Raw genomic sequence first — 25,009 nt, forward strand, 5'->3', positions numbered from 1 at the left:
CTTCAGGCCAGCCGCGCACCGATAATTCACCTCAGCCAATCGCTAATAGCTATTGAGTTGAATTGATTGATATTAATCATTGATTGATATCTGTTTCCTGCACCTACCGACCTGTCGGATCGTTGAAACGGAGAGCCCCATGACTACTGAATCCAAGTGCCCCTTCCACCAAGGACAGAACAGCGAAACCGCCGCCGCAGGCAACGCCACCAGCAACAAGGACTGGTGGCCCAATCAGCTGCGCGTGGATTTGCTGAGCCAGCACTCCGCCAAAAGCAACCCCTTGGGTGAAGACTTCAACTACGCCCAGGCTTTCCAGAAGCTGGACTATGAAGCCGTCAAGCGCGACCTGCGCGCCCTGATGACCGACTCGCAGGACTGGTGGCCTGCCGACTTCGGCCACTACGCCCCCCAGTTCATCCGCATGGCCTGGCACGCAGCCGGCACCTATCGCATTCAGGACGGTCGAGGCGGCGCGGGCCGCGCCCAGCAGCGCTTTGCCCCGCTCAACAGCTGGCCTGACAACGTCAACATCGACAAGTCGCGCCGCCTGCTGTGGCCGATCAAGCAAAAATACGGCAGCCAGATTTCCTGGGGCGACCTGATGATTCTGTGCGGCAACGTCGCACTGGAAACCATGGGATTCCGCACCTTCGGCTTCGGTGGCGGTCGCGTGGACACCTGGGAACCCGATCAGGACGTGTACTGGGGTGCAGAGAAGGAATGGCTGGCCCCCACCCAGAACCCGAACAGCCGCTACAGCGGCGAGCGCGACCTCGAAAACCCGCTGGCCGCGGTGCAGATGGGGCTGATCTATGTCAACCCCGAAGGCCCGGACGGCAATGGCGACCCACTCTCGGCCGCGCATGACATCCGCGACACCTTTGCCCGCATGGCCATGGATGACGAGGAAACCGTGGCGCTGATCGCCGGCGGCCACACCTTCGGCAAGACCCATGGTGCGGGCCCCGCCAGCCATGTGGGCGCCGAGCCCGAAGCCGCCGGCCTGGAAGCTCAGGGCCTGGGCTGGGCCAGCAGCTACAAGTCCGGCAAGGCTGGCGATGCCATCACCTCCGGCCTTGAAGTGACCTGGACCCAGACCCCGGCACAGTGGAGCAATTTCTTCTTCGAGAACCTGTTCAAGTACGAATGGGTGCAGGAAAAAAGCCCTGCCGGTGCCATTCAGTGGGTGGCCAAGGACGCGGGCGATGTCATCCCCGACGCGCATGGCGGCCCCCACAAAAAGCCCACCATGCTGACCACCGACCTGTCGCTGCGCATGGACCCGGCCTACGAGAAGATCTCGCGCCGCTTCCTTGAAAACCCACAGGCTTTCGCCGAAGCCTTTGCCCGCGCCTGGTTCAAGCTGACCCACCGCGACATGGGCCCGCGTGCACGCTATCTGGGCCCCGAAGTACCCAAGGAAGAGCTGATCTGGCAAGACCCCATCCCCGCCGTCAAGCATGAGCTGGTCAACGATGCCGATGCGGCCGCCCTCAAGGCCAGGCTGCTGGCATCGGGCCTGTCGGTGCAGGAGCTGGTGGCCACGGCCTGGGCATCGGCCTCCACCTTCCGCGGCTCGGACAAGCGCGGCGGCGCCAACGGCTCCCGCATCCGCCTGGCTCCGCAAAAGGACTGGGCCGCCAACAACCCTGCGCAACTGGCCAAGGTACTGGGCAAGCTCGAGGAAATCCAGCGCGAATTCAACAAGGCGGCCGAGGGCGACAAGCGCATCTCGCTGGCCGACCTGATCGTGCTGGCCGGCAGCGCGGGCGTGGAAAAAGCGGCCGCAGACGCTGGTGTGAAGATCAACGTGCCCTTCACCCCCGGCCGAGGCGACGCCAGCGACGAGCAGACCGATGCCGAATCCTTCGCGCCGCTGGAGCCCAAGGCCGACGGCTTCCGCAACCATCTGCAAGGGCGCTTCCCGGCGCCCGCAGAAGCCCTGCTGATCGACAAGGCCCAGTTGCTCACTCTCACGGCCCCCGAGATGACCGTGCTGATCGGCGGCCTGCGTGCCATCAACATCAACACTGCCGGCAACCACGGCGTGCTGACCCAGACTCCGGGCAAGCTGACGAACGACTTCTTCGTCAACCTGCTGGACATGGGCACACAGTGGCAGCCCCTGGAGGATGGCAACTACGAAGGCGTGGACCGCAAGAGCGGTGCCAGGAAGTGGACCGGCACCCGCGTGGACCTGGTCTTCGGCTCCAACGCCGTTCTGCGCGCAGTGGCCGAGGTCTATGCCGAAAAGGGCAACGAGCAGAAGTTCTACCAGGACTTCGTCGCTGCCTGGGTCAAGGTCATGGAACTGGACCGCTTCGACCTGAAGAAGTAATGGGGCGCGCCGGGGTGAAAGCCCCGGTTGCAGGAAAATCCCAAAAAAAGAGAGCTGCCAGCGCTTGTCAAGCATGCGCTGGCAGCTCTTTTTTCAGGCGCAACACATCACATCTCCAGCTCGACCGCTTCCTGCGACAGATCCCAGCCCAGCACAAAGACTTCGTACTGGTTCTGTCCGCTGTCGTCACCCCAGACCTCGGGGCCGAACTCGCTCATATTGCCGTTCAGACTCAGTCCGTCGCGCAGCACACTGGAATCGGTCTGCTCGGCCAGCACAAAGCGGCCGTTGCCGGTGCGCAAGGCGACCCGACCGGAAGACTGCTTGAAAGCGACGACGGTGGCTTGTTCTGACATAGGGACTCCTGCGCTATGGCCGGCTGTTGTTGGTTGCAGCCAAGTCTAATCAGGCCTGGGCAACGCGATAGCCCTGCTATTTCGGCCTGTGTGTTCCACCCGTAGGACGATCTCCGTTAGGCTTGCGATATCTCCCCAATCAAGCCCCACAAGCCATGCTTTTCATTCTGTTCAAACTTCTGCACCTTCTGGCCATCATCATCTGGGTGGGCGGCATGTTCTTTGCGCATTTCTTTCTGCGCCCTGCCGTCCAGGGCCTGCAGCCGCCCGAGCGCGTGACGCTGATGCATGGCGTGCTGCAGCGGTTTTTTGCCTGGGTCATGGTGCTGGTGGTAGTCGTGCTGGCCACCGGCATCGGGATGATAGGCAGCATTCACGCCATGGCCGCCCAGGCCGGTGGTCAGTTCAACATGCCGGTCAACTGGATTGTGATGAGCATTCTGGGCCTGGTGATGATGGCCGTGTTCGGCCATATCCGCTTTGCACTGTTCAAGCGCCTGGATGCGGCCGTGCAGCTCAAGGACTGGCCCGCAGGCGGCAAGGCGCTGCAGAGCATCCGCAAATGGGTTTCCTTCAATCTGGCCCTGGGCCTGGTGATCGTGGTCGTGCTGCGCGTGCCGCTCTGAGACTGCGCCAGCCTTGTGCAAGCCCGGTCTTCATGGCCGGGCTTTTTTTATGAGTCCGACAAGGCTCCGGCACATACCAACAATCCGCAAACTGCTTTTATTTTCATAGCAATAAAAGCCGAGACTGCAAAGGCAGACCCGGCTCCATTCAAAACCTTGCTGACATTTTTTTGCAGCTGCACAATAATTGCCAACTCAATCATTGACCAAGCAAATATTGGTGGCGCCATTGCAAAACCAGACCGACCCCATCATCGACCCGCAGGACGAGTCCAGCTTCTTCTACCAGGCAGGGGTCTACGCGCCGGACAAGAGCATTGGCTTTCTCATGCGGCGTGTACTGAGCTCCATCCTGCAGCTGGCCGACGCCCAGCTGGCCGAGCAAGGACTGACCTATGTGCAGTGGCTACCGCTGTACAAGCTGCTGATCTGCTCCGACACCAATAGCAGCACGCTGGCCAAGGATCTGGGCATGGACCCGGCTTCGGTGACACGCGCGCTGGACCGCATCGAGGCCAAGGGGCTGCTGCGTCGCGAGCGCTCCACCACCGACCGGCGCGTGGTGCATCTGGTGCTCACCGAGGAGGGGCGCAGCGTCGCCACCCAGGTGCCCAAGGTGCTGACCAAGGTGCTCAACGGCCATCTGCGCGGCTTCAGCCACAGCGAATGCACGCTGATGCTGTCCATGCTGCAGCGCATGCTGGTCAACGGCGATGCGCTGCGCGAGGCCCTGACCCAGGAGCCAGGCAAGCCCCCCATCCAAACGAACGAGGCAGGCCGCGAAGCCAAGCACTAGGCTGGCCTGCTGCCTACTTTTTCACCGCCCTATTTCAATAAAAACCACTGGCACTTTTCCATGACCTCTAGACCTTCACGCAAACCCGCCACCGAGTGCGCCCCCGGCCGTTCGCTGCTGGCAACCGCAGCACTGGCCGCCGTGCTCGCGCTGGCAGGCTGTGCCTCGCAAGGGCCGGCGCACCAGCCGCTGGCACGACTGGGCTCGGCCGATGTCGGCCTGAACGACTCCGCCAGCCTCAGCGCGGCGGACGCCACGGCACTGGCCTCCTCCCAATGGTGGACAGGTCTGGGCGATGCCCAGCTCAATCAGCTCATCGATCAGGCCCTGGCCGGCAGCCCCAGTCTGGCCGCCAGCAACGCCCGCTTTGAAAAAGCCGCGGCCCTGGCCACGGCCAGCAGCACGGCCAGCGATGTGCGCGGAACGCTGAGCGCCGACGCCACACGCCAGCGCTACACGGCCAACGGCATGATTCCCGCCCCCATTGCGGGCAATATCTTCAACAGCGCCAATCTGCAGGCCGGCCTGTCCTGGTCGCCCGATCTCTTCGGCAAGCATGCCGCAGACCTGCAGGCCGCACTGGGCCAGGCGCGTGCTGCCAAGGCCGACAGCGCCGCCGCCGCCAACCAGCTGGCCGCACAGGTGGCGCGAAGCTATATCGCCCTGGCCCGGCTGATTGCCCAGAAGGAAGTGGCACAGCGCACGCTGGGTCAGCGCCAGTCACTGCTGAGCCTGAGCGAGCAGCGCACCCGAGCGGGCCTGGACAGCCAGGTGGAGCTGACCCAGGCCCAGGCCGGCATGCCCGATGCCCAAACCCAGATCGAAATGCTCGGCGAGCAGATCACGCTGGCGCGCCGCACGATTGCCGTGCTCTGCGCCCAGGCGCCCGATGCGCAAAATGCGCTCTCGCCCAGACTGTCGGTGCTGCGCATCCAGCCCGTGCCCCAGGCACTGGGCGCGGACCTGCTGGGCCGCCGCCCCGATGTGGTGGCCGCGCGCTGGCGCGTGGAAGCGGCCACGCAAGGCATTGATTCCGCCAAGGCCGACTTCTACCCCGATGTGAACCTGACAGCCTTCGTGGGCCTGAACGCGCTGGGCCTGGACAATCTGCTGCAGGGCAGCTCGCGTCAGATGGGCATCACGCCTGCGCTGCGCCTGCCGATCTTCGACGGCAAGCGCCTGCGCGCCCAGTTGCGCGGCAAACAGGCCGATCTCGACACCGCCATCGCCCAGTACAACGGCGCCGTGCTCGATGCCGTCAAGCAGGCGGGCGACGCCATTGCCTCCGTGCAATCGCTGCAGCGCCAGCAGCAGCTGCAAACCGAGTCGCTTTCCAAGGCCGAGCGTGCCTATGACTTTGCCGTGCAGCGCTATCAGGCCGGCCTAGGCAGCCAGGTCACCGTGCTCAACACCGAAACCCAGCTCATCAACCAGCGCCGTCTGGCCGTGGACCTGCAGGCGCGCGAGCTGGACACCCGAGTGGCCCTGGCCGCAGCCCTGGGCGGCGGCTGGAGCGACGACACCCCGGCTGTTGCCCTGCAATAAACACCGCACTCAAAAAAAATCAATAGCTGCTAGCGCTTTCCTACCAATGAATTCAAGGCTAAAACACCTTCAATTCCTTTATTGACAAGCGCCAGCAGCTCCTCTTTTTAAATAGCGCAAAACCGCTTCACAGATAACAAAGCGCCAACATCATGACCGACACCAAGCCTACTCAGAACGCTCCCCAAGCTCCTGCGGCAGCTACACCCAGCGCCAACCCTGCGGGCCGCCGCAAGGGCCTGACCATCGTGGCGGCCGCCGTCGCCGTGGCCGCCATCGCCTGGGGCGGCTGGCACTGGATGGTGGCCCGCAACTACCAGACCACGGACAACGCCTATGTGGCCGGCAACGTGGTGCAGATCACGCCCCAGGTCGGCGGCACCGTGATCAGCATCGGCGCCGACGATACCGACTATGTCAGGGCCGGCCAGTTGCTGGTGCAGCTGGACCCTGCCGACTATCTGGTGCAACTGGCCCAGGCCGAGTCGCAACTGGCCCAGACCGCGCGCCAGACCCGCACCCTGTACGCCAACAACGCCCCGCTGGCCGCCCAGGTGGCCCAGCGCGAAGCCGATCTGCTGCGCCTCAAGGCCGATGCCGCCAAGGCCAACGACGATGTGGCGCGCCGCCGCCCGCTCACGGCCACCGGCGCCGTGGGCAAGGAAGAGTTTGACCATGCCAAGGCCCTGGCCACGGCCGCCAGCAACGCCGTGGCGGCCGCCGAAGCCGCCGTGCGCGCTGCCAAGGCCCAGTTGACGGCCGCCGAAGCCCAGACCAAGGGAGCGACGGCCGAGGACTTCCCGGCCGTCATGGCGGCCGCAGCCAAGGTGCGCGAGGCCTATCTGGCCCTGCAGCGCACACGCCTGATCGCGCCCGTGGACGGTTTTGTGGCCAAGCGCGGCGTGCAACTGGGCCAGCGCGTGGCCGCCGGCTCGCCACTGCTGACCGTGGTCGATCTGCACAAGCTCTGGGTGGATGCCAACTTCAAGGAAAGCCAGCTGGCCGATCTGCGCATGGGCCAGAAGGTGGAGCTGAACGCCGATGTCTACGGCGACAAGACCAGCTATGAAGGCAAGGTCGTGGGCCTGGGCGCCGGCACGGGTGCGGCGTTTGCGCTGCTGCCTGCGCAAAACGCCACCGGCAACTGGATCAAGGTGGTGCAGCGCGTTCCCGTGCGCATCAGCCTGGAGCCCGAAGCGCTCAAGCAGCACCCGCTGCGCGTGGGCCTGTCCATGAACGTGAAGGTCGATATCCGCGACAAGGACGGCCAGGCCCTTGCCAGCACGCCGCGCACCGAGCCCGTGGCCCAGACCACCGTCTATGACGGCAGCCTGGCCCAGGCCGAGCAGCGCATCCAGCACATCATCGCTGGCGACAAACTGCCTGCGCTGACCCAGCTGTCCGATCTGCCCGCCCCGGCCGCGCCCACCCAGCCCGCTGCCCAGCCTGTGCAATAAGACGCGGAATCAGCCATGACTTCCACGACCTCTGCCAATCCTGCGCCAGGCGGACCTGCGCCAGGCGGACCTGTGCCAGGCGATTCACCGCCAGCCCCGGCGGCCCGCCCCATGCCGCCTGCCATCGCCCCGCTCAAGGGCGCGCAGCTCGCCCTGGGCACGCTGGCGCTATCGCTGGCCACCTTCATGAACGTGCTGGACTCCTCCATCGCCAACGTGGCCATTCCGGCCATCTCCGGCGATGTAGGCGTCAGCCCCAGCCAGGGCACCTGGGTCATCACCAGCTTTGGTGTGGCCAATGCCATCTCCGTGCCGCTGACGGGCTGGCTCACCCAGCGCTTCGGCGCCGTGCGCCTGTTCACCATGAGCGTGCTGCTGTTCGTGCTGACCTCCTGGCTCTGCGGCTTCGCCTCCTCGCTGGAGATGCTGGTGCTGTTCCGTGTGCTGCAAGGCGCCGTGGCCGGCCCCATGATTCCGCTGTCGCAGACCCTGCTGCTGTCCAGCTATCCGCCCGCCAAGGCCGGTGTGGCGCTATCGCTGTGGGGCGTGACCACGCTGGTCGCGCCCGTGGTGGGGCCACTTCTGGGCGGCTGGATCACGGACAATATTTCCTGGCCCTGGATCTTCTACATCAATGTGCCCGTGGGCCTGCTCTCGGCCCTCATGACCTGGAGCATCTACCGCAACCGCGAAACGCCCACGCGCAAACTGCCTATCGACACCGTGGGCCTGTCCCTGCTCGTGCTCTGGGTGGCCGCGCTGCAGCTGATGCTGGACAAGGGCAAGGAGCTGGACTGGTTTGCCTCCAATGAAATCATCGCCTTTGCGGTGATTGCCGTGGTGGCCTTTGCCGTGTTCGTGGTCTGGGAGTTGACCGACGCCCATCCCGTCGTCGATCTGCGCCTGTTCAAGCGGCGCAACTTCGCGGCTGGCTCGATCGCGCTGTCCATCGCCTATGGCCTGTTCTTCGGCAATGTGGTGCTGCTGCCGCTGTGGCTGCAGCAATGGATGGGCTACACCTCCACCTCGGCCGGCCTGGCCCTGGCGCCGGTGGGCCTGCTGGCCATCCTGCTCACGCCCATGGTGGGCCGCAAGGTCGGCGTCTGGGACCCGCGCAAGATGGCAACCATTGCCTTCATCGTGTTTGCCATGGTGCTGTGGATGCGCTCGCAGTTCACCGTGGAGACCGACTTCGCCCACATCCTGATTCCCACGCTGATTCAGGGCGGCGCCATGGCTTTTTTCTTCATTCCGCTGACCACCATCACGCTGAGCGGGCTGACGCCGGACCGCATTCCTGCCGCCGCAGGCCTGTCCAACTTCGTGCGGATCACGGCGGGCGCCATGGGCACCTCGATTGCCACCACGCTCTGGGAAAGCCGGGCTTCCATGCACCACGCCCATCTGACCGAGCTGCTGGTGCAGGGCCAGGGCACGTTTGCGAGCACGGTCAAAAATCTGCAGGCAGCAGGCATGAGCGCCGAGCAGGCCTATGCCCAGATCAACCGGCTGATCGATCAACAGGCCTTCACGCGGGCCGCCGACGACATCTTTCTGGCATCGTCCTTTCTTTTCCTGAGCCTGATCGTGCTGATCTGGTTCACCAAGCGCCCGGCCTCTCCCGCAGGAGCCGCCGACGCGGCCGCCGGCGCACACTGATTGACTTCAGACCAAATTGGCTGAAAACGCTTGACTCACAAGCGTTTTCAGCTATTTTTTTGATAGCTCCTAAACGCCATGAGCCTGCTTGTCCAGGCGTCGCAAAAACACCTGCAACTCCTTGACGACCTGGGCATCGCCCTTGGCCTGGGCGCAGCTCAGCCCTTGCTGCCAGGCGGCTCGCGCCGCCTGCGCATCGCCCAGCGCCAGCTCCACCTTGCCCAGCTGCTTCCAGGCGACGGAGTATTCGGCATCCAGTGCCGTGGCCTTGCTCAGATGCTCGCGCGCCACGGCCATCTGCTCATCGTCGGCATAGGCCTTGCCCAGGGTATAGCGCAGCAGCGCACCGTCCTTGCCGGCCGCCAGCATGCTCTCCAGATTGTGAACCATGGGATTCATGTGCATTTGCTCCTCAGGCAGCGAGTGTCGCATTCGCCCCATCGGATCAGGGCAATGGCCGCCCCGGCGATACGGCCTCTCGCAAGCCGGCTCTTGCAGCGCGGCAAACCGTCCCAAACTGCGGCAATTGTCTTACTAAGGCGTCCGATCTTGTTTCGCAAACCAAGCCTCAACACCCCCATCGCCGACTACGAGGACTCGCCTCAGTACTCGGGCGGGCGCTTTCGCAACACGCATCCACGTCCGGCCGACGGACCCAAGCCCGATGCAGGGACGCTATGGAAGTTCTTCTTCAACAAGCCGGCCGATTCCGAGCCGGGCAAGGCGCTGCCCGTGCTGCCGCTGAGCACGGCCGAGCTGAGCCTCGCGCCCGAGCGCAGCCTGTATCGCCTGGGCCATTCGACCTTGCTGATGAAGTTGCGCGGCGGCTGGTGGCTGACGGACCCCGTATTTTCCGAGCGTGCCTCGCCGCTATCGTTTGCCGGCCCCAAGCGCTTTCATGCCCCGCCGATTACCCTGGACGAGTTGCCGGCCTTGCGCGGCGTGCTGCTGTCGCATGACCACTACGACCACCTGGACCGCGCCACCATTCGCGTGCTCGCGCCCAAGGTGGGAGTTTTCCTCTGCCCTCTGGGAGTGGGTGACAGACTGGCAGCCTGGGGCGTACCGGCCGACAAGATCGTGCAGCACGACTGGTGGCAGGGCAGCGAGGTCGACGGCCTGCGCTTCACGGCCACGCCCGCCCAGCATTTCTCGGGACGCAGCCTGCGTGACGGCAACCGCACCCTATGGGCTTCCTGGACCATAGAAGAGCTCCAGGCCGACAGGCCGCTGCGCGTCTTCTTCAGCGGCGATGGCGGCTACTTCGACGGTTTTGCCGAAATCGGCAGGCGCTTCGGCCCCTTCGATGTCACATTGATGGAGACCGGCGCCTACGACGCCCACTGGCCCTATGTCCATATGCATCCGGCCCAGACCGTGCAGGCCCACCGGGATCTCGGCGGCCAATGGCTGCTGCCCATACACAACGGCACTTTCAACCTCGCCATGCATGCCTGGTGGGACCCGTTCGAGCAGATTCTGAAACTGGGCAGACAGCACGGTATCGAGGTCGCCACGCCCATGATGGGCGAGCGCCTGGACCTGGGCGCTCCGCATGCGGGCTCGGCCTGGTGGCGCGCCTGCGCCGAGGCCGACAACAAGGAGCTGGACCTGCGCCCGGTGCAACCCTGAACGCGCTGCCGACATCGCCGACAATGCGGCCATGGACTCTACGCGCACCCCACACCTTGCCGCCGCTTCTTTGCTCAGCTTGCTGCTCGGTGCCTGCTCCAGCCTTCCTGATGACAGCCAGCCCAAGCCGCTTGCGAGTGCCGACACACCGCAGACGGTTTCCCCTAAGCCAGAGCTGACACCTGCCCCGGCGGCATCTCCAAAGCGTCCACAGAGCACGGAGTGGCCTGCCTGGATCCATGCAGATTGCACGCCCCCCGCCCAGCTCGATCAGCAACCCCGGCCACGCCGCCACACCACGCCTTTCATCAGCGCCCACTGGTTTCCAAACGGGCTGGAAACCACGGTGGTCTTTCGCCTGGAGGTCACGGCTCAGGGTCAACTCGGCCGTGTGGCCTATCAGCCCGCCGATACCGATCCCCGCATCGTGAAGTCCATCATGCGCTCGCTCGAACGCTGGAAGTTCAAGCCCGGCATGCGCCAGGGCCAGCCCGTGACAGCCTGCTTCGAGCAGCCCTACCAACTGGTGTTTCCGCGCCAAGAGGTCGACGCCCCTCGCACGCCCACCATGAACACGGACCCGCAGTGAGAGCGCAAGCTCAGTGACGACGATCTGTGCTCGAAAACCCCAAAATCCACTCATTGCGGTGGTGCAGGCACCCTGCCCACCGCTAGAATTGCCAACGTCAGGAGAGAGTGCCTGCAGCTTGAAGCTGCCTCGCACCGCCGAAGGCGCAGACCCCCTACCCGGTGTCAAAACGCTCAGGCAAAAGGACTGACAAGCGCTGCAAGGTGTGCAAACCTGCAGCGTCCCTTGCTGGAGAGAGATGCAGGCCGTCATTTCGTATGTGCGCCGACATCCACCGAAGGAGCAAACCGCCCGCGAAAGCAAAGGCGGTGAATCTCTCAGGTAAAGCGGACAGCAGGGCAAGCCCGCCAAGCATGGCCCAGTCATGCATGGCCACTCATTGGGTTTTGACCACCGGAGCGCTTGCCTGTGACTGCTGCCGCCACCTCTTCCGATCTGCGTTCCACGCCGCTGCTTGCCCTGCACCAGAAACTGGGCGCCCGCATGGTGCCGTTTGCCGGCTACTCAATGCCCGTGCAATACCCTCAAGGCCTGATGGCCGAGCATCTGCACACGCGCAGGGCCGCCGGCCTGTTCGATGTCTCGCACATGGGCCAGTTGCTTTTGCGCGGCCCCGATGCCGCTGCCGCCCTCGAATCGCTGATGCCCGTCGATGTCATGGACCTGGGCCTGCACAAGCAGCGCTACGGCCTGCTGCTCAATGAACAAGGCGGAATTCTCGACGACCTGATGTTCGTCAATCGCGGCGATGATCTGTTCCTCATCGTCAACGGTGCCTGCAAAGAGGCCGATATCGTTCATATCCAGAGCAGCATCGGCAGCCTCTGCGAGGTCGTTGCACTGCCCGACCGCGCCCTGCTGGCCCTGCAAGGCCCGCAAGCCGCTGCGGCACTCTCGCGCCTGATTCCCGGTGTTGCGCAACTGGTCTTCATGACCGGCAATCACTTCGACTGGCAGGGCCATGCGCTCTACATCACACGCAGCGGCTATACGGGCGAGGACGGTTTTGAAATCTCCCTGCCCGGCGAAGCAGCCGAAGCCTTTGCCCAAGCTCTGCTGGCACAGCCCGAGGTGGCCCCCATCGGCCTGGGCGCGCGCAACTCGCTGCGCCTTGAAGCCGGACTTTGCCTGTACGGCAACGACATAGACACCAGCACCACCCCGGTGGAAGCCGCGCTGAACTGGGCCATGCAGAAGGTGCGCCGCACCGGCGGCGAGCGCGAGGGCGGTTTTCCCGGCGCGGCCATCGTGCTGGAGCAATTGCACAACCCTCAATCGCTGCGCCGCAAGCGTGTGGGCTTGATCGCGCTGGAGCGCATTCCCGTGCGCGAGCCCGCCGTGCTGGAAAACATGGACGGACAGCATATCGGCCACATCACCAGCGGCCTGCTCAGCCCCACGCTCAACCAGCCTGTGGCGCTGGCCTATGTCGAGCCCGACTATGCCGCCATCGGTACGGAAATCTTCGCCATGGTGCGCGGCAAGCCCGTCCCCATGAAGGTGGTCGCCACGCCCTTCGTTCCCACCCGCTACTACCGCGGCTAGGTCTACAGCCGCGCATGAGACGGGCCAGTTTGCCAAACAGCGGCCAGAACACCGCTAAAGTGCGAGCTGGACCTTTCTCAAACAACACCCGATTCCCCTGAATCCCCCATCTGGAGCTTTCCATGAGCATCAAGTATTCCAAAGAACACGAGTGGATCAACGCCGCTGACACCAATGCCGCCATCGTCGGCATCACCGTACACGCACAGGATGCGCTGGGCGATGTGGTGTTTGTGGACCTGCCTGCCGTGGGATCCTCCTTCAAGGCCGGCGATGTGGCTGGCGTGGTCGAGTCCGTCAAGGCGGCTGCCGATGTCTACATGCCCGTGACCGGCGAGATCGTCGAAGTCAACGAAGCCCTGCGCGATGACCCGTCGCTGGCCAACAGCGACCCGCTGGCCGCGGGCTGGTTCTTCAAGGTCAAGATGAGCAATGTGGGCGAGCTCGAAGCTCTGATGGAAGAGACCGCCTACAACGATTTCGCCAAGGACCACTAAGCGTATCAACGGCCCTCGCATTGCGAAGGCCGTTTTTGCATGCAGCCATGAGCACCATTCTGTATTTCGACGATCCGGACGTCGGTCTCGCCCGCGAGACCAGCCACCCGGCCTTTGCGCGCATCGCGGCCCAGGACTTCTATTACGACTGCGGTGACGACTTCAGCCCCTTCGGCAACGATGACGGCAGCGACACACTGGCCGCACTTGAAGAGTGGTACCAGGAGCAGACGGACGGCAAGCACGCCAAGACCCTGCGCTTTTTGCGTCAGCAACTGAGCGACTGGGATCTGCCCGTGCCCCAGGACATGCTGGCTCATGACGAAGCGGCCAAGGCCCAATGGCTGGCCAGCGACGACATGAACCAGAGCTATCTGCGCTCGGTCTGTCGCGCCCATGTGGCCACCGCCTTTGGTCAGCTCAAGATCACAGGCAGCATCGATACCGATCTGCACCAGCAGGCCCTGCTTGCCCTGGCCTGCCAGCAATGGCTGAACACCGTGGCACGCAGCAAATATCCCGATTGGGAATATGCCGATCAGGAAAGCGAACGCCTGGCCCTGATGAACACCGCGCTGGAACAAGCCAGCGCTGCTTGAAGCACCGGCTGCATGCCTTCAGGCATACGGCATTCACGCATGCCTGGCATGCCAACCGTCAGTCACAGTATTTGAGAATAGGTCCCTCCCATGCTGATGTCGCCTCCCGCCCCCGTCGCTTCGCTGGAAGCGCTGGAAAACAGCCAAGAATTCATCCCCCGTCATATAGGCCCGGACGCCGAGGAGCAGCAAAAAATGCTGGCTGCCATCGGCAAGCCCTCGCTGGACGCCTTGATTCGCGATGTGATGCCCGACTCCATCGCCCGCGTCAGGCCCATGGATCTTCCGCCGCCGATTACCGAAGCCGCTGCGCTGGCCGAACTCAAGGCCATCGCCAGCAAGAACCAGGTGCTGAAGAGCTTTATCGGCCAGGGCTACTACGGCACGCACACGCCGGGCGTCATCCTGCGCAACATCCTCGAAAACCCCGCCTGGTACACGGCCTACACCCCCTATCAGGCCGAGATCTCACAAGGGCGCATGGAGGCGCTGGTCAACTTCCAGACCATGGTGACCGACCTGACCGGCATGCCGATTGCCAATGCCTCCATGCTGGACGAGGCCACGGCAGCCGCCGAGGCCATGACGCTGGCCAGACGCTCTGTCAAATCCAGCAGCCATCGCATCGTGCTGGCCGGCGATCTGCACCCGCAAACGATTGAAGTCATCGAGACCCGCGCCCGGCCGATCGGCATCGAAGTGGTAATCGCCAACAGCCAGCAGGAGTGGGAAGCTGCGCTGGCGGGCGACCTGTTTGCAGCCGTCATCCAGTACCCGGCCTCCAGCGGCTGGATCGTGGACTGGAAGGCCGATGTGCAAGCCATTCACGCCAAGCAGGCGGCCGCCATCGTGGCCACCGACCTGCTGGCCCTGACCCTGCTGACGCCGCCCGGCGAATGGGATGCCGATATTGTCGTGGGCAACAGCCAGCGCTTTGGCATGCCCATGGGCGCAGGCGGCCCGCACGCAGCCTTCATGGCCTGCCGCGACGAATACAAGCGCAGCCTGCCCGGGCGCCTGGTGGGTGTCAGCGTCGATGCGCATGGCAAGCCCGCCTACCGCCTCGCTCTGCAGACGCGCGAACAACATATCCGCCGCGAAAAGGCGACGTCCAATATCTGCACGGCCCAGGTCCTGCCGGCCGTGATCGCCAGCATGTATGCCGTCTACCACGGCCCCCAGGGACTGAAGCGCATTGCCCAGCGAGTGGCGCGCCTGACCGCAATCCTGAGCCGTGGCCTGGCCCGGCTGGGCTTCAGCGCCCATCACCACGGCACAGCCTTCGACACACTGAGCCTGCATACCCGGGATGCGACCGATGCCCTGGCAGCTCGTGCCATGTCCCGAGGTGTCAATCTGCGCAAGGCATGGGATGAATATCTGTGCATCAGCCTGGACGAAACCACGACCCGGGCCGATGTCGAGCTGCTCTGGAGCATCTTTGCCCAGGAGGGTCAGGCTCTGCCCACCATCGAGGCCATGGACGAAGGTCCGACCTCGCTGATCCCCGAATCCCTGCAGCGCAGCACGGCCTACCTGAGCCACCCGGTCTTCAACACCCATCACTCCGAAACCGCCATGCTGCGCTATATACGCAGCCTCAGCGACAAGGACCTGGCCCTGGACCGCAGCATGATCCCGCTGGGCAGTTGCACCATGAAGCTCAATGCCACCAGCGAGATGATTCCCATCACCTGGCCAGAGTTCGCCGACATCCACCCGTTTGCTCCTGCCAGCCAGCTGCAAGGCTATGCCGAGCTGGACCAGCAACTGCGCGCCTGGCTGTGTCAGGCCACGGGCTACGCGGGCATCAGCCTGCAGCCCAATGCAGGCAGCCAGGGTGAGTACGCAGGTCTTCTGGCCATCAAGGCCTTCCATCAATCACGCGGCGAGGCGCACCGCAATATCTGCCTGATTCCCAGCAGCGCCCACGGCACCAACCCGGCCAGCGCGCAAATGGTGGGCCTGCAGGTCGTGGTCACCCGATGCGATGACAACGGCAACGTGGACATGGCGGATCTGAAGCTGGCCTGCGAGAAGCACAGCGCCAATCTGGCCTGCATCATGATCACCTACCCCAGCACGCACGGCGTGTTCGAGACCCAGGTGAAGGAGCTGTGCCAGCTGGTGCACAGCCACGGCGGCCGCGTCTATGTGGACGGCGCCAATATGAACGCCCTGGTAGGTCTTGCCGCGCCCGGCGAGTTCGGCGGCGATGTCAGCCATCTGAACTTGCACAAGACCTTCTGCATTCCTCACGGCGGCGGCGGCCCCGGCGTCGGTCCCGTGTGCGTGGTCGAAGATCTGGTGCCCTTTCTGCCAGGGCATGCCAGCGCAGGCGACGTCCGCCAGGTGGGCGCTGTCAGCGCAGCGCCTCTGGGCAATGCCGCCGTTTTGCCGATCAGCTGGATGTATATCCGCATGATGGGCGAGCCGGGCCTGAAATTGGCGACCGAAACCGCGATCCTCAGCGCCAACTACATCAGCGCGCGCCTCAAGGACCACTTCCCCACGCTGTACGCGGGCGAGTATGGTCACGTGGCCCATGAATGCATTGTGGACCTGCGCCACTTCAAGGAAAGCTGCGGCGTGATGGCCGAGGACGTGGCCAAGCGCCTGATCGACTACGGCTTCCATGCACCCACACTGTCCTTTCCGGTGCCCAACACGCTGATGGTGGAGCCGACCGAGAGTGAAAGCCTGTATGAGCTGGACCGTTTCATCGAAGCCATGATCGCCATCCGCGCCGAGATTGCCGAAGTGGAGGCAGGCAGACTGCCCAGGGATGACAACCCGCTCAAGAACGCACCCCATACGGCGGAGTCCTTGCTGACCGCCGAATGGCAACATGGCTACAGCCGCGAAACCGCCGCCTATCCCGTGCCTGCCCTGCGCCGCGCCAAGTATTGGAGTCCCGTGGGCCGCGTGGATAACGTCTATGGTGACCGCAATCTGTTTTGCAGCTGCGTGCCCATGGACGCCTACGAAGGCTGATCGCCAAGGCTCCCACCCCAAGCCAGTGCGCTCTGCCGCACTGGCTTTTTTATGCTCAATCAATGCCGAACACCTGCCAACCCATCGCTGTTCGCCGGCTGTAAGCACATTCACAACATCAATGCAATCTGCGCTGCTGCCGCCAAACCGCCTATCGTGTTGCCTGAATACCGGTTGACTGCCCGCCCTTTTCAAGGGCAAGGCAGGGACCGGCTTACACTGCCGAGGTCTTTTGCATGTCTCATGAGCTCCTCTGAACCCACTCCCCCACCCTTGCTGCCTGTCATTGATGGCGGCCTGCCTCTGCATGCCCTGCTGGCCCCCGGTGCTGTCCCTATGGGCCTGAACGCCAACACCCAGCCATTGGTGCCGGAGGATGAAGACCCGCTGCAGGCACTGGTGGCGGAGTTGCGCAACTACCAGCACGAGCTGGAGCTGCAAAACGAAGTGCTCAATTACAGCCAGGCCGTCGCCGAAAGCGCTTCGGAGCGGTTTGAAACGCTGTTTGCCAGCATTCCGCTGCCGCTGCTGGTGGTGGATGAATTCGATATGGTGGTCCAGGCCAATGCCATGGCTCACCGCGCATTTCAGCCCACCGAAAAAGACCGGTTGCTGATCAACTTCAAGCCCTTTGTGCATGCCAACGACACAGAGCGCGTGACTACGGCCTTCGAGCAGGCCAAAGCGCTGGGACGCGCCGAAGTACACGAGGTTCTGTTCCAGATCACCGAAGAATTCGAGCTCTGCGGCGACCTGCATGTGGCCGGCGTGGTCGTGCCCCAGCAAAACGGTCCGGCCACCTGGCAGTATCTGTGTGCCGTTGTCAATCAAGGCCCGCTGCTTGCCGAGCGCAAGGCGCTGCAAGAGCGCAATCAGCAGCTTTATGCCAGCGAGAGACGGCTGGAGTCGGTCATCAACTCCGCGCTGGACGCCATCATCTGCGTCGATCAGCACCAGCGCATCACCGTCTTCAACCCCACCGCAGCAGCCCTTTTTCTGTGCTCGACTCAGGATGCCCTGGGCAGCCCGCTGGAGCGCTTTTTACCCGATGCCGCTCGGGCACTGGCTTTTTCCTCGCTGACCACACAGGCCGTGCTGGGCGAGATGACGGGCCTGACCCTGTCGGGGCGTGAGATCCCCATGGAAATCAGCGTCTCCTTCGAGCACCACAGCAGCGGCGACACCACCACCATCTTTGCGCGCGACCTGACCAGCCGCAATCGCGCCGAAGCCCAGCGCAATGTGCTGGAGACCCAGCTGCGCGAATCCCACAAGATGCAGGCCGTGGGCACCATGGCCGGCGGGATTGCCCACGACTTCAACAACATCGTGGGCGCAATCCTGGGTAACGTGGAGCTGGCAAAGGCCGATAGCTGCGGCAACCCGGCTGCCATGGAAAGCCTGCGCGAGATCGAAAAAGCCGGTCGCCGCGCCCGAGATCTGGTGCGCCAGATTCTGACCTTCAGCCGCAATGACCTGCCTGAACGCCGTCCGGTTCAGGTGCAGGAAGTCATGTCCGACACGGCTCGCCTGCTGCGTGTGACTCTGCCTCCCTCCATAGAGCTTCAGGTGCAGGAGTCCAGCGACCTGCCGCCGCTGCTGGCCGACCCCACTCAGGTGGAACAGGCACTGTTCAATCTCTGCAACAACGCCATGCAGGCCATTGGCAGTCAGCGCGGCGTCATCCAGATGCGTGCCATGCGCATTGCTCCCGACAGCTACCAATGCGAGCGCCTGGGTCTGGCCGTGGCCGAATACCTGGTCTTTATGGTGCAGGACTCGGGCCCCGGCATGGACGTCGTGACTCAGAGGCGCATCTTCGAGCCTTTTTTCACCACCAAACCGGTCGGCCAGGGCACGGGCCTGGGACTCTCGGTCGTACATGGCGTGATGCGCACCCATGGCGGCGCTGTCGACGTGCACAGCGAACTGGGTCAGGGCAGCTGCTTTACGCTGTACTTTCCTCTGAGCGACCCGACTTCCAGTCACTGTGCGCTGCCGCCCATGCGCATGGACAAGCCCGAAGCCCCACCGCCCGAGCTGGTCCTGGCCACGCGCGCCAGCCATGTCATGTATGTGGACGACGATCAGGCTCTGGTCTTTCTGTTTCAGCGCCTGCTGCGCCGGCGCGGCTATGAAGTCTCGGGCTTTACCGATCCTCATGAGGCCATGGCTGCTCTGCATGAGGAGCCACAGCGTTTTGACCTCATAGTCACCGACTACAACATGCCCGGCTTCAGCGGTCTGGACCTGCTCAGACAGGCTCTGCAGATCAGCCCTCAACTGCCCGTGGCACTTGCCTCCGGCTATGTGACGGCAGAAATCGAGCAGGCCGCGATTGCAGCCGGAGCCAGAGCCTTGATCCACAAGCCCAACGATGTGCAGGAGTTCTGCGCCACGGTGCATGAACTGCTCAACCCCTGAAACCATCGATAGCTGTTTGAATGAGTGCGTTGAACTGTGTGTATGAAGACGAGCACCTGCTGGTGCTTGACAAGCCCTCGGGCCTGTTGTGCGTGCCCGGCCGCGGCCCCGACAAGCAAGACTGCCTGAGCCTGCGTGCCCTCCAGCATTTCGGCGATGCACTGGTCGTGCACCGCCTCGATCAGGCCACATCGGGTCTGGTCGTCATGGCTCGAAATCCGGCCGTCCAACGCCAGCTCAGCCAGGCCTTTGCCGAGCGCAAGGTCGACAAACGCTATATCGCCGTAGTGGCCGGTGAGTTGCAGGCGCACAGCGAAGCAGCGGATGCCAGGGACTGGCAACTGATCGATCTGCCGATAGCGGCCGACTGGGAGCGTCGACCGCTGCGGGTCATCAACCACGAAACCGGCAAAAGCAGCCAGACGCTGTGGCGGGTGATCGAGCACACCGAGCAGTTGGGACAGCCTTGCACCCGCGTGCTGCTGAGCCCGCTGACGGGCCGCACCCATCAATTGCGCCTGCATATGGCTGCCATAGGCCACCCCATGCTGGGCGATGCGCTCTATGCCTGCGAAGCAGTGGTCAGCGCCAGCCCACGCCTGTTGCTGCATGCTGCAGCACTGGAGCTGGCGCACCCGGTCACCGGTGCACTGCTGCAGCTAAAAAGCGAGCCTCTTTTTTAAGCCCGATCAAATTGGCAGCAGCCGTCAAGCGCCAGTAGTTGCCGCGCTGCAACAAAGACCCTTTGAAGCGGCGCCTGAAGCCCGAGAAATCGGCACCCGAAGACCGCTGATGCAGACACTTGCCACACCGCTCGGGCCTGGACTTTGCTCATACAGCACAAATGAAGGTCAAGCCATAGCCTTTGGGTAATAGCTGCTATGCACGACATAGCAAAAACCAAAAGCCTGCACCAGCCCCTGCATACCCTGTTGCCTTCGTTGACCACTCGATTAATCTGAGCTTCTTTGCGCGAACTGCTATGGCAGCAATCGCGCTTTTCGAACATCTCTCGAGATTAAGGAAGTCCTTATGAGCATTCCGTTCCGCATGCAAACCGTTGTTGCCGCCCTGGGCCTGGCTGGTGCCGCCCTGGTCTCCACCGCGCATGCCCAAATCAAGATCGCCCTGGTCATCCCCACCACCGGTGCGCTGACTCAGTACGGCGACATGGTCAAGGAAGGCGCCACCACCGCCGTTGAAATGGCCAACGCCGCTGGCGGTGTCAATGGCAAGAAAATCGAGCTGGTACCCGTGGACGACGCCTGCGAACCCAAGCAAGGCCCCGTCGCAGCCAACCGCGTGGTCAACAACAAAATCGGCTATGTGGTCGGTCCCGTCTGCTCGGGTGCCTCGATTGCCGCAGCGCCCATCTACAACAACGAAGGCGTGGTGGTCGTCACTCCTTCTGCGACCTCGCCCGCTCTGACCGACGGCAAGAACTACCACTTCATCTTCCGCACCATTGGCCGTGACGACCAGCAAGGCCCGGCCGCCGCCAAGTTCATTGCCGAGAAGCTCAAGCCCAAAAAGGTTGCCGTGCTGCACGACAAGCAGTCTTACGGCCAGGGCATTGCCTCTTCTGTGCGTGACGACCTGAAGAAGGCCAAGATTGAAGTGGCCCTGTTCGAGGGCATCAACGCAGGCGACAGCGACTACTCCGCCGTCATCACCAAGCTCAAGGGTGCAGGCGTGGACTTTGTCTATTACGGCGGCTACCACCCCGAAATGGGTCTGCTGCTGCGTCAGGCTGCCGAGCAAGGTCTGAAGGTCAAGATGATGGGTCCTGAAGGCGTGGGCAACCCCGAAGTCAACGCCATTGCCGGCCCTGCCGTCGAAGGCATGCTGGTGACTCTGCCCGCCGACTTTGCCGCCAACCCCAAGAACGCTGCCGTTGTGAAGGCATTCCAGGACAAGAAGCGCAATGCCTCGGGTGCCTTCCAGCTGACGTCGTTTGCCGCAACTCAATCGCTGCTGGCCGCCATCAAGGCCGCTGGTGACAACCCCGCCAAGGTGGCGGACTGGATGCACAAATCGACCGGCGTGGACACCGTGCTGGGCCCTGTGTCCTGGAACAAGCAGGGTGACCTGAACTCCTTCGACTTCCAGGTCTTCCAGTGGCACAAGGACGGCAGCAAATCGCTCGCTAAGTAATTCCACCACTCTCTCCGGAGGCAATGGCAGGGGTCATGTCTCCGGATGTTTGTTATCTGGCCCTCGGGCCTTTTCCTGTTTCAAGGGTGGCGTTACATGTCAGACTTTTTCCCCCAGCTGATACAACAGCTATTCAACGGGCTCTCACTCGGAGCCATTTACGCCCTGATCGCCATTGGCTACACCATGGTCTACGGCATCATCGGCATGATCAACTTCGCACACGGTGACATCTACATGATCGGGGCCTATATAGGCCTCGTGACGCTTTCGGCGATTGGCACGCAAAGCGGTCTGCCGGTCTGGGCCATCATCGGCCTGATGCTGGTGGTGGCCGTATTCGTCACCGGAGTCTATGGCCTGGTCGTCGAACAGGTGGCCTACAAGCCCGTGCGCCAGAGCCCGCGTCTGGTAGCACTGATCTCGGCCATCGGCATGTCCATATTCCTGCAGAACTGGGTGGCTCTGGGCCAGGGCGCGCGCGATATGGCCGTGCCTTCGCTGCTGCCGGGTGCCATCAATTTCCAGATGGGTAATTTCGAGGTCTTCATCCCCTATACCCGCGTGCTCATCATCGCGGTGACCGTGGTGCTGATGATTGCACTGACCATGTACATCAAGCATTCGCGCATGGGCCGTGCCTCGCGAGCCTGCGCTCAGGATATGCACATGGCCAATCTGCTGGGCATAGATACCAACAAGGTCATCTCCTTCACCTTTGTGCTGGGCGCCGTGCTGGCCGCCGTGGGCGGCGTTCTGATTGCGCTGGCCGTGGGCAAGCTCAACCCCTTCATTGGCTTCCTCGCCGGCATCAAGGCCTTCACGGCCGCCGTGCTGGGTGGCATAGGCTCCATCCCCGGCGCCATGCTCGGCGGTGTGATTCTGGGTGTAGCCGAGACCTTTGCCGCCGCCTACATCTCGTCGGAATACAAGGACATCGTGGCTTTCGGCCTACTGGTAACCATATTGATGTTCCGCCCCTCGGGCCTGCTGGGCAAACCTGAAGTGGAGAAAGTCTGATGAAGTACAGCTTTTCTGCCGCTTTGCGCGATGCGCTGATCGCCACCGTGATGACGGCCATCGTCGTCACCCCCATCTTCAGCCTGCACCTGGAGCGCGCCGGCGTGCGCACCATCATCAGCCCCGACTGGAGCATGACCGGCTGGGCTTGCCTTGCCATCTTTGTCGTGCAAATGCTCAAGCCCCTGCTCGCGGGCAAGCTGCCCAAGGTCAATCTGCCGGCCGTGCCGCAGATGAAGTCGGGCACACGCAACGTCGTCATCTTCGTGGCGCTGATGATGGCCGCCTCCTGGCCATTCTTCGCTGGCCGCAATGCCGTCGACATCGCGACTCTGGCCATGATTTACGTCATGCTGGGCCTTGGTCTGAACGTGGTGGTCGGCTTTGCCGGCCTGCTGGACCTGGGCTTTGTGGGCTTCTATGCCGTGGGTGCCTACACCTATGCGCTGCTGTTCCACTGGGCTGGCTGGACGTTCTGGGAAGCGCTGCCGCTGGCCGGCGCTGCCTCGGCCCTGTTCGGCTTCGTGCTGGGCTTTCCCGTGCTGCGCCTGCGCGGCGACTATCTGGCCATCGTGACGCTGGGCTTCGGTGAAATCATCCGACTGCTTCTGACCAATCTGACCAGCTTCACCGGCGGCCCCGACGGCATCTCCAGCATTCCCAAGCCTACCGTGCTGGGCCTGCCCATGACCCGCTCGCCCCTGACCGAGGACGGCACGACCTTTCATCAGTTCTTCGGTCTGGAGTTCAACTCCATGCACATGGTGATCTTCGTCTATCTGATGGCCCTGCTGCTGGCCATGGTGACGCTGTTCATCAGCAACCGACTGATCCGCATGCCCATAGGCCGCGCCTGGGAAGCGCTGCGCGAGGATGAAATCGCCTGCCGTTCGCTGGGCCTGAACCCCATGAAGATCAAGCTCTCGGCCTTCACGCTGGGCGCAATGTTCGCGGGTTTCGGCGGCGCCTTCTTCGCCGCTCGCCAGGGCATCGTCAATCCCGAGTCCTTCACCTTCATCGAGTCGGCCCTGATTTTGGCCATTGTGGTGCTGGGCGGCATGGGTTCTCAGTTGGGCGTGATCGTGGCTGCCATCATCCTGACCGTGCTGCCCGAGCTGGCACGCGAGTTCTCCGAATACCGCATGCTGATCTTCGGTCTGGTCATGATTTTGATGATGGTCTGGCGCCCCCAGGGCCTGCTGCCCATGAAGCGACACCAAGTGGAGGTGAAGTCATGAAGCTGCACCTGAACGCTATTATTTCAATAACTACAACCACAGGCAGGGCAAGCGCATGAGCGAGTATTTGCTAGAAGTCAAAGACCTGTGCATGCGCTTCGGCGGCCTGCTGGCCGTGGACAACGTGGGCTTTAACGTACGCCCTCAGGAAGTGTTTGCCATCATCGGCCCCAACGGCGCGGGCAAGACCACGGTATTCAACTGCATCAGCGGGTTCTACCAGCCCTCAGGCGGCTCGGTCGTTCTGGACGGCCAGAGCATTGCAGGCCACAGCAGCCACCAGGTCGCCAACCACGGCGTGGTGCGCACCTTCCAGAACGTACGCCTGTTCAAGAGCATGACGGCACTGGAAAACCTGCTGGTCGCACAGCACCGCCAGTCGCGCACCACGCTGCTCGGCGGCCTGTTCAACACGCCAGGCTATCGCCGTGCCGAACAGGAAAAGATCGACAACGCGCTGCAATGGCTGGACGTGATGGGCCTGCGCCAGTTTGCCAACCGCGAGGCCGGCAATCTGGCCTATGGTCACCAGCGCCGGCTGGAGATTGCGCGCTGCATGATCACCAAGCCTCGCGTGCTGATGCTGGACGAGCCCGCCGCCGGCCTGAACCCGCAGGAGAAGAAAGACCTGCAGCACCTGATCGACGATCTGCGCAAACAGTACGGCGTGGCCGTGCTGCTGATCGAGCACGATATGGGCCTGGTCATGGGAGTGTCCGAGCGCATTCTGGTCATGGAATACGGCAAGCCCATCGCCATGGGCCTGCCCGAGGCGATTCGCAATGATGAACGGGTCATCAAGGCCTATCTGGGAGAGGCCTGATGAGCCAGCATATGTTGCAACTGGAGCAGGTCTCCACCCACTACGGCGCGATCTGCGCGGTCAATCATGTCAGCCTGCATGTCGATCAGGGTGAAATCGTCACCCTGATCGGCAGCAATGGTGCAGGCAAGACATCGCTCTTGATGACGGTCTGCGGCAACCCTCGTGCCAGCAGCGGGCGCATTCTGTTCGAGGGCGAGGACATCACCCAGATGTCCACTCATCACATCATGCGCCGCGGCATTGCCATCTCGCCCGAAGGCCGTCGTGTCTTCAAGGACCTGACGGTGACCGAGAACCTGCAGATGGGCGGTTTTTTCCTGAACAAGGCCGAGATCGCCGACGGCGTCGAGCATGTGTTCAAGCTCTTTCCTCGCTTGAAGGAGCGTGCAGCGCAACGCTCGGGCACCATGTCCGGCGGCGAGCAGCAGATGCTGGCCATAGGCCGCGCGCTGATGAGCAAGCCGCGCCTGCTGCTGCTGGACGAGCCCACACTGGGCCTGGCGCCGCTCATCATTGCGCAGATCTTCGAGATCATCCAGACCATCCGCGCAGCGGGTGTGACGGTGTTCCTGGTCGAGCAGAACGCCAACCGCGCCCTGCAGATTGCCGACCGAGGCTATGTGCTGGAAACCGGCAAGGTGGTGCTGGAGGACAGCGGTGTCAACCTGCTGAGCAACGACGAGGTGCGCAAGGCCTACCTGGGGCATTGAA

Annotated in this window: 21 protein-coding genes and 2 riboswitches; of the genes, 19 read left to right on the forward strand and 2 right to left on the reverse strand. The window is 63.1% G+C overall.

Annotation, left to right across the window (positions count from 1 at the left end; translation table 11 throughout):
* Positions 1-139 precede the first annotated feature (139 nt).
* A complete protein-coding gene (gene katG, locus QYQ99_RS00545; RefSeq protein WP_302090943.1) occupies positions 140-2,341 on the forward strand; it encodes a catalase/peroxidase HPI in 2,202 nt (733 codons plus the stop codon).
* A 107-nt stretch (positions 2,342-2,448) separates the two neighbouring features.
* Here the strand turns inward: katG and QYQ99_RS00550 are convergent, their stop codons facing one another.
* The gene (locus QYQ99_RS00550; RefSeq protein ID WP_302090944.1) at positions 2,449-2,697 is read right to left on the reverse strand and encodes a hypothetical protein; all 249 of its coding nucleotides are present in this window, start codon (positions 2,695-2,697) and stop codon (positions 2,449-2,451) included.
* Between the two features lie 155 nt (positions 2,698-2,852).
* On the opposite strand from QYQ99_RS00550, the gene QYQ99_RS00555 reads away from it, so the two are divergent.
* The 5 genes from QYQ99_RS00555 (at position 2,853) to QYQ99_RS00575 (ending at position 8,780) form a co-directional block, all read left to right on the forward strand.
* A complete protein-coding gene (locus tag QYQ99_RS00555; protein WP_302090945.1) occupies positions 2,853-3,323 on the forward strand; it encodes a CopD family protein in 471 nt (156 codons plus the stop codon).
* A 220-nt stretch (positions 3,324-3,543) separates the two neighbouring features.
* Entirely contained in the window at positions 3,544-4,119 is a 576-nt protein-coding gene (locus QYQ99_RS00560; RefSeq protein WP_302090946.1) for a MarR family winged helix-turn-helix transcriptional regulator, read from the forward strand.
* 60 nt (positions 4,120-4,179) lie between these two features.
* A complete protein-coding gene (locus QYQ99_RS00565; RefSeq protein WP_302090947.1) occupies positions 4,180-5,664 on the forward strand; it encodes an efflux transporter outer membrane subunit in 1,485 nt (494 codons plus the stop codon).
* 152 nt (positions 5,665-5,816) lie between these two features.
* Positions 5,817-7,121 (forward strand): HlyD family efflux transporter periplasmic adaptor subunit, encoded by a 1,305-nt coding sequence (locus QYQ99_RS00570; RefSeq protein WP_302090948.1) that lies wholly within the window; start codon positions 5,817-5,819, stop codon positions 7,119-7,121.
* Positions 7,122-7,136: 15 nt separating this feature from the next.
* Positions 7,137-8,780 carry a DHA2 family efflux MFS transporter permease subunit gene (locus QYQ99_RS00575; protein ID WP_302090949.1) on the forward strand — a complete coding sequence of 548 codons (1,644 nt, stop codon included), beginning with the start codon at positions 7,137-7,139 and terminating at the stop codon, positions 8,778-8,780.
* Positions 8,781-8,849: 69 nt separating this feature from the next.
* Here QYQ99_RS00575 and QYQ99_RS00580 read toward each other — a convergent pair whose 3' ends face one another.
* On the reverse strand, positions 8,850-9,179 hold the full coding sequence (locus QYQ99_RS00580; protein WP_302090950.1) for a hypothetical protein: 330 nt from the start codon (positions 9,177-9,179) through the stop codon (positions 8,850-8,852).
* A gap of 150 nt (positions 9,180-9,329) precedes the next feature.
* Between QYQ99_RS00580 and QYQ99_RS00585 the strand changes: the two genes are divergently transcribed.
* The 13 genes from QYQ99_RS00585 (at position 9,330) to QYQ99_RS00645 (ending at position 25,008) form a co-directional block, all read left to right on the forward strand.
* Positions 9,330-10,412, forward strand: coding sequence for an MBL fold metallo-hydrolase (locus tag QYQ99_RS00585; RefSeq protein WP_302090951.1), 1,083 nt, complete (start codon positions 9,330-9,332; stop codon positions 10,410-10,412).
* Positions 10,413-10,443: 31 nt separating this feature from the next.
* Complete coding sequence (locus QYQ99_RS00590; protein WP_302090952.1) at positions 10,444-11,001, forward strand: energy transducer TonB; 558 nt, start codon at positions 10,444-10,446, stop codon at positions 10,999-11,001.
* An 88-nt stretch (positions 11,002-11,089) separates the two neighbouring features.
* Positions 11,090-11,200: riboswitch (glycine riboswitch) on the forward strand.
* Between the two features lie 19 nt (positions 11,201-11,219).
* A riboswitch (glycine riboswitch) is annotated at positions 11,220-11,345 on the forward strand.
* A gap of 64 nt (positions 11,346-11,409) precedes the next feature.
* A complete protein-coding gene (gene gcvT, locus QYQ99_RS00595) occupies positions 11,410-12,546 on the forward strand; it encodes a glycine cleavage system aminomethyltransferase GcvT (protein WP_302090953.1) in 1,137 nt (378 codons plus the stop codon).
* A 122-nt stretch (positions 12,547-12,668) separates the two neighbouring features.
* Complete coding sequence (gene gcvH, locus QYQ99_RS00600) at positions 12,669-13,043, forward strand: glycine cleavage system protein GcvH (protein ID WP_302090954.1); 375 nt, start codon at positions 12,669-12,671, stop codon at positions 13,041-13,043.
* 47 nt (positions 13,044-13,090) lie between these two features.
* The gene (locus QYQ99_RS00605; RefSeq protein WP_302090955.1) at positions 13,091-13,642 is read left to right on the forward strand and encodes a MolR family transcriptional regulator; all 552 of its coding nucleotides are present in this window, start codon (positions 13,091-13,093) and stop codon (positions 13,640-13,642) included.
* A gap of 90 nt (positions 13,643-13,732) precedes the next feature.
* The gene (gene gcvP / locus QYQ99_RS00610; RefSeq protein ID WP_302090956.1) at positions 13,733-16,636 is read left to right on the forward strand and encodes an aminomethyl-transferring glycine dehydrogenase; all 2,904 of its coding nucleotides are present in this window, start codon (positions 13,733-13,735) and stop codon (positions 16,634-16,636) included.
* A gap of 243 nt (positions 16,637-16,879) precedes the next feature.
* Positions 16,880-19,060, forward strand: coding sequence for a PAS domain-containing hybrid sensor histidine kinase/response regulator (locus tag QYQ99_RS00615; protein WP_302090957.1), 2,181 nt, complete (start codon positions 16,880-16,882; stop codon positions 19,058-19,060).
* Between the two features lie 20 nt (positions 19,061-19,080).
* Positions 19,081-19,743, forward strand: a complete 663-nt coding sequence (locus QYQ99_RS00620; protein WP_302090958.1) for an RluA family pseudouridine synthase — start codon at positions 19,081-19,083, stop codon at positions 19,741-19,743.
* Positions 19,744-20,092: 349 nt separating this feature from the next.
* Entirely contained in the window at positions 20,093-21,214 is a 1,122-nt protein-coding gene (locus QYQ99_RS00625) for a branched-chain amino acid ABC transporter substrate-binding protein (RefSeq protein ID WP_302090959.1), read from the forward strand.
* A gap of 96 nt (positions 21,215-21,310) precedes the next feature.
* Positions 21,311-22,234 carry a high-affinity branched-chain amino acid ABC transporter permease LivH gene (gene livH / locus QYQ99_RS00630; protein ID WP_302090960.1) on the forward strand — a complete coding sequence of 308 codons (924 nt, stop codon included), beginning with the start codon at positions 21,311-21,313 and terminating at the stop codon, positions 22,232-22,234.
* Positions 22,234-23,472, forward strand: coding sequence for a high-affinity branched-chain amino acid ABC transporter permease LivM (locus tag QYQ99_RS00635; protein WP_302090961.1), 1,239 nt, complete (start codon positions 22,234-22,236; stop codon positions 23,470-23,472). Before livH ends, QYQ99_RS00635 begins: the two co-directional genes overlap by 1 nt.
* Before the next feature lie 55 nt (positions 23,473-23,527).
* A complete protein-coding gene (gene livG, locus QYQ99_RS00640; protein WP_302090962.1) occupies positions 23,528-24,295 on the forward strand; it encodes a high-affinity branched-chain amino acid ABC transporter ATP-binding protein LivG in 768 nt (255 codons plus the stop codon).
* Positions 24,295-25,008: an ABC transporter ATP-binding protein gene (locus QYQ99_RS00645; protein ID WP_080995877.1), complete on the forward strand. Its 714-nt coding sequence runs from the start codon at positions 24,295-24,297 to the stop codon at positions 25,006-25,008. The genes livG and QYQ99_RS00645 overlap by 1 nt, the downstream gene beginning before the upstream one ends.
* Position 25,009 lies beyond the last annotated feature (1 nt).

The organism is Comamonas testosteroni (genome assembly GCF_030505195.1).
GTDB lineage: Bacteria > Pseudomonadota > Gammaproteobacteria > Burkholderiales > Burkholderiaceae_C > Comamonas > Comamonas testosteroni_G.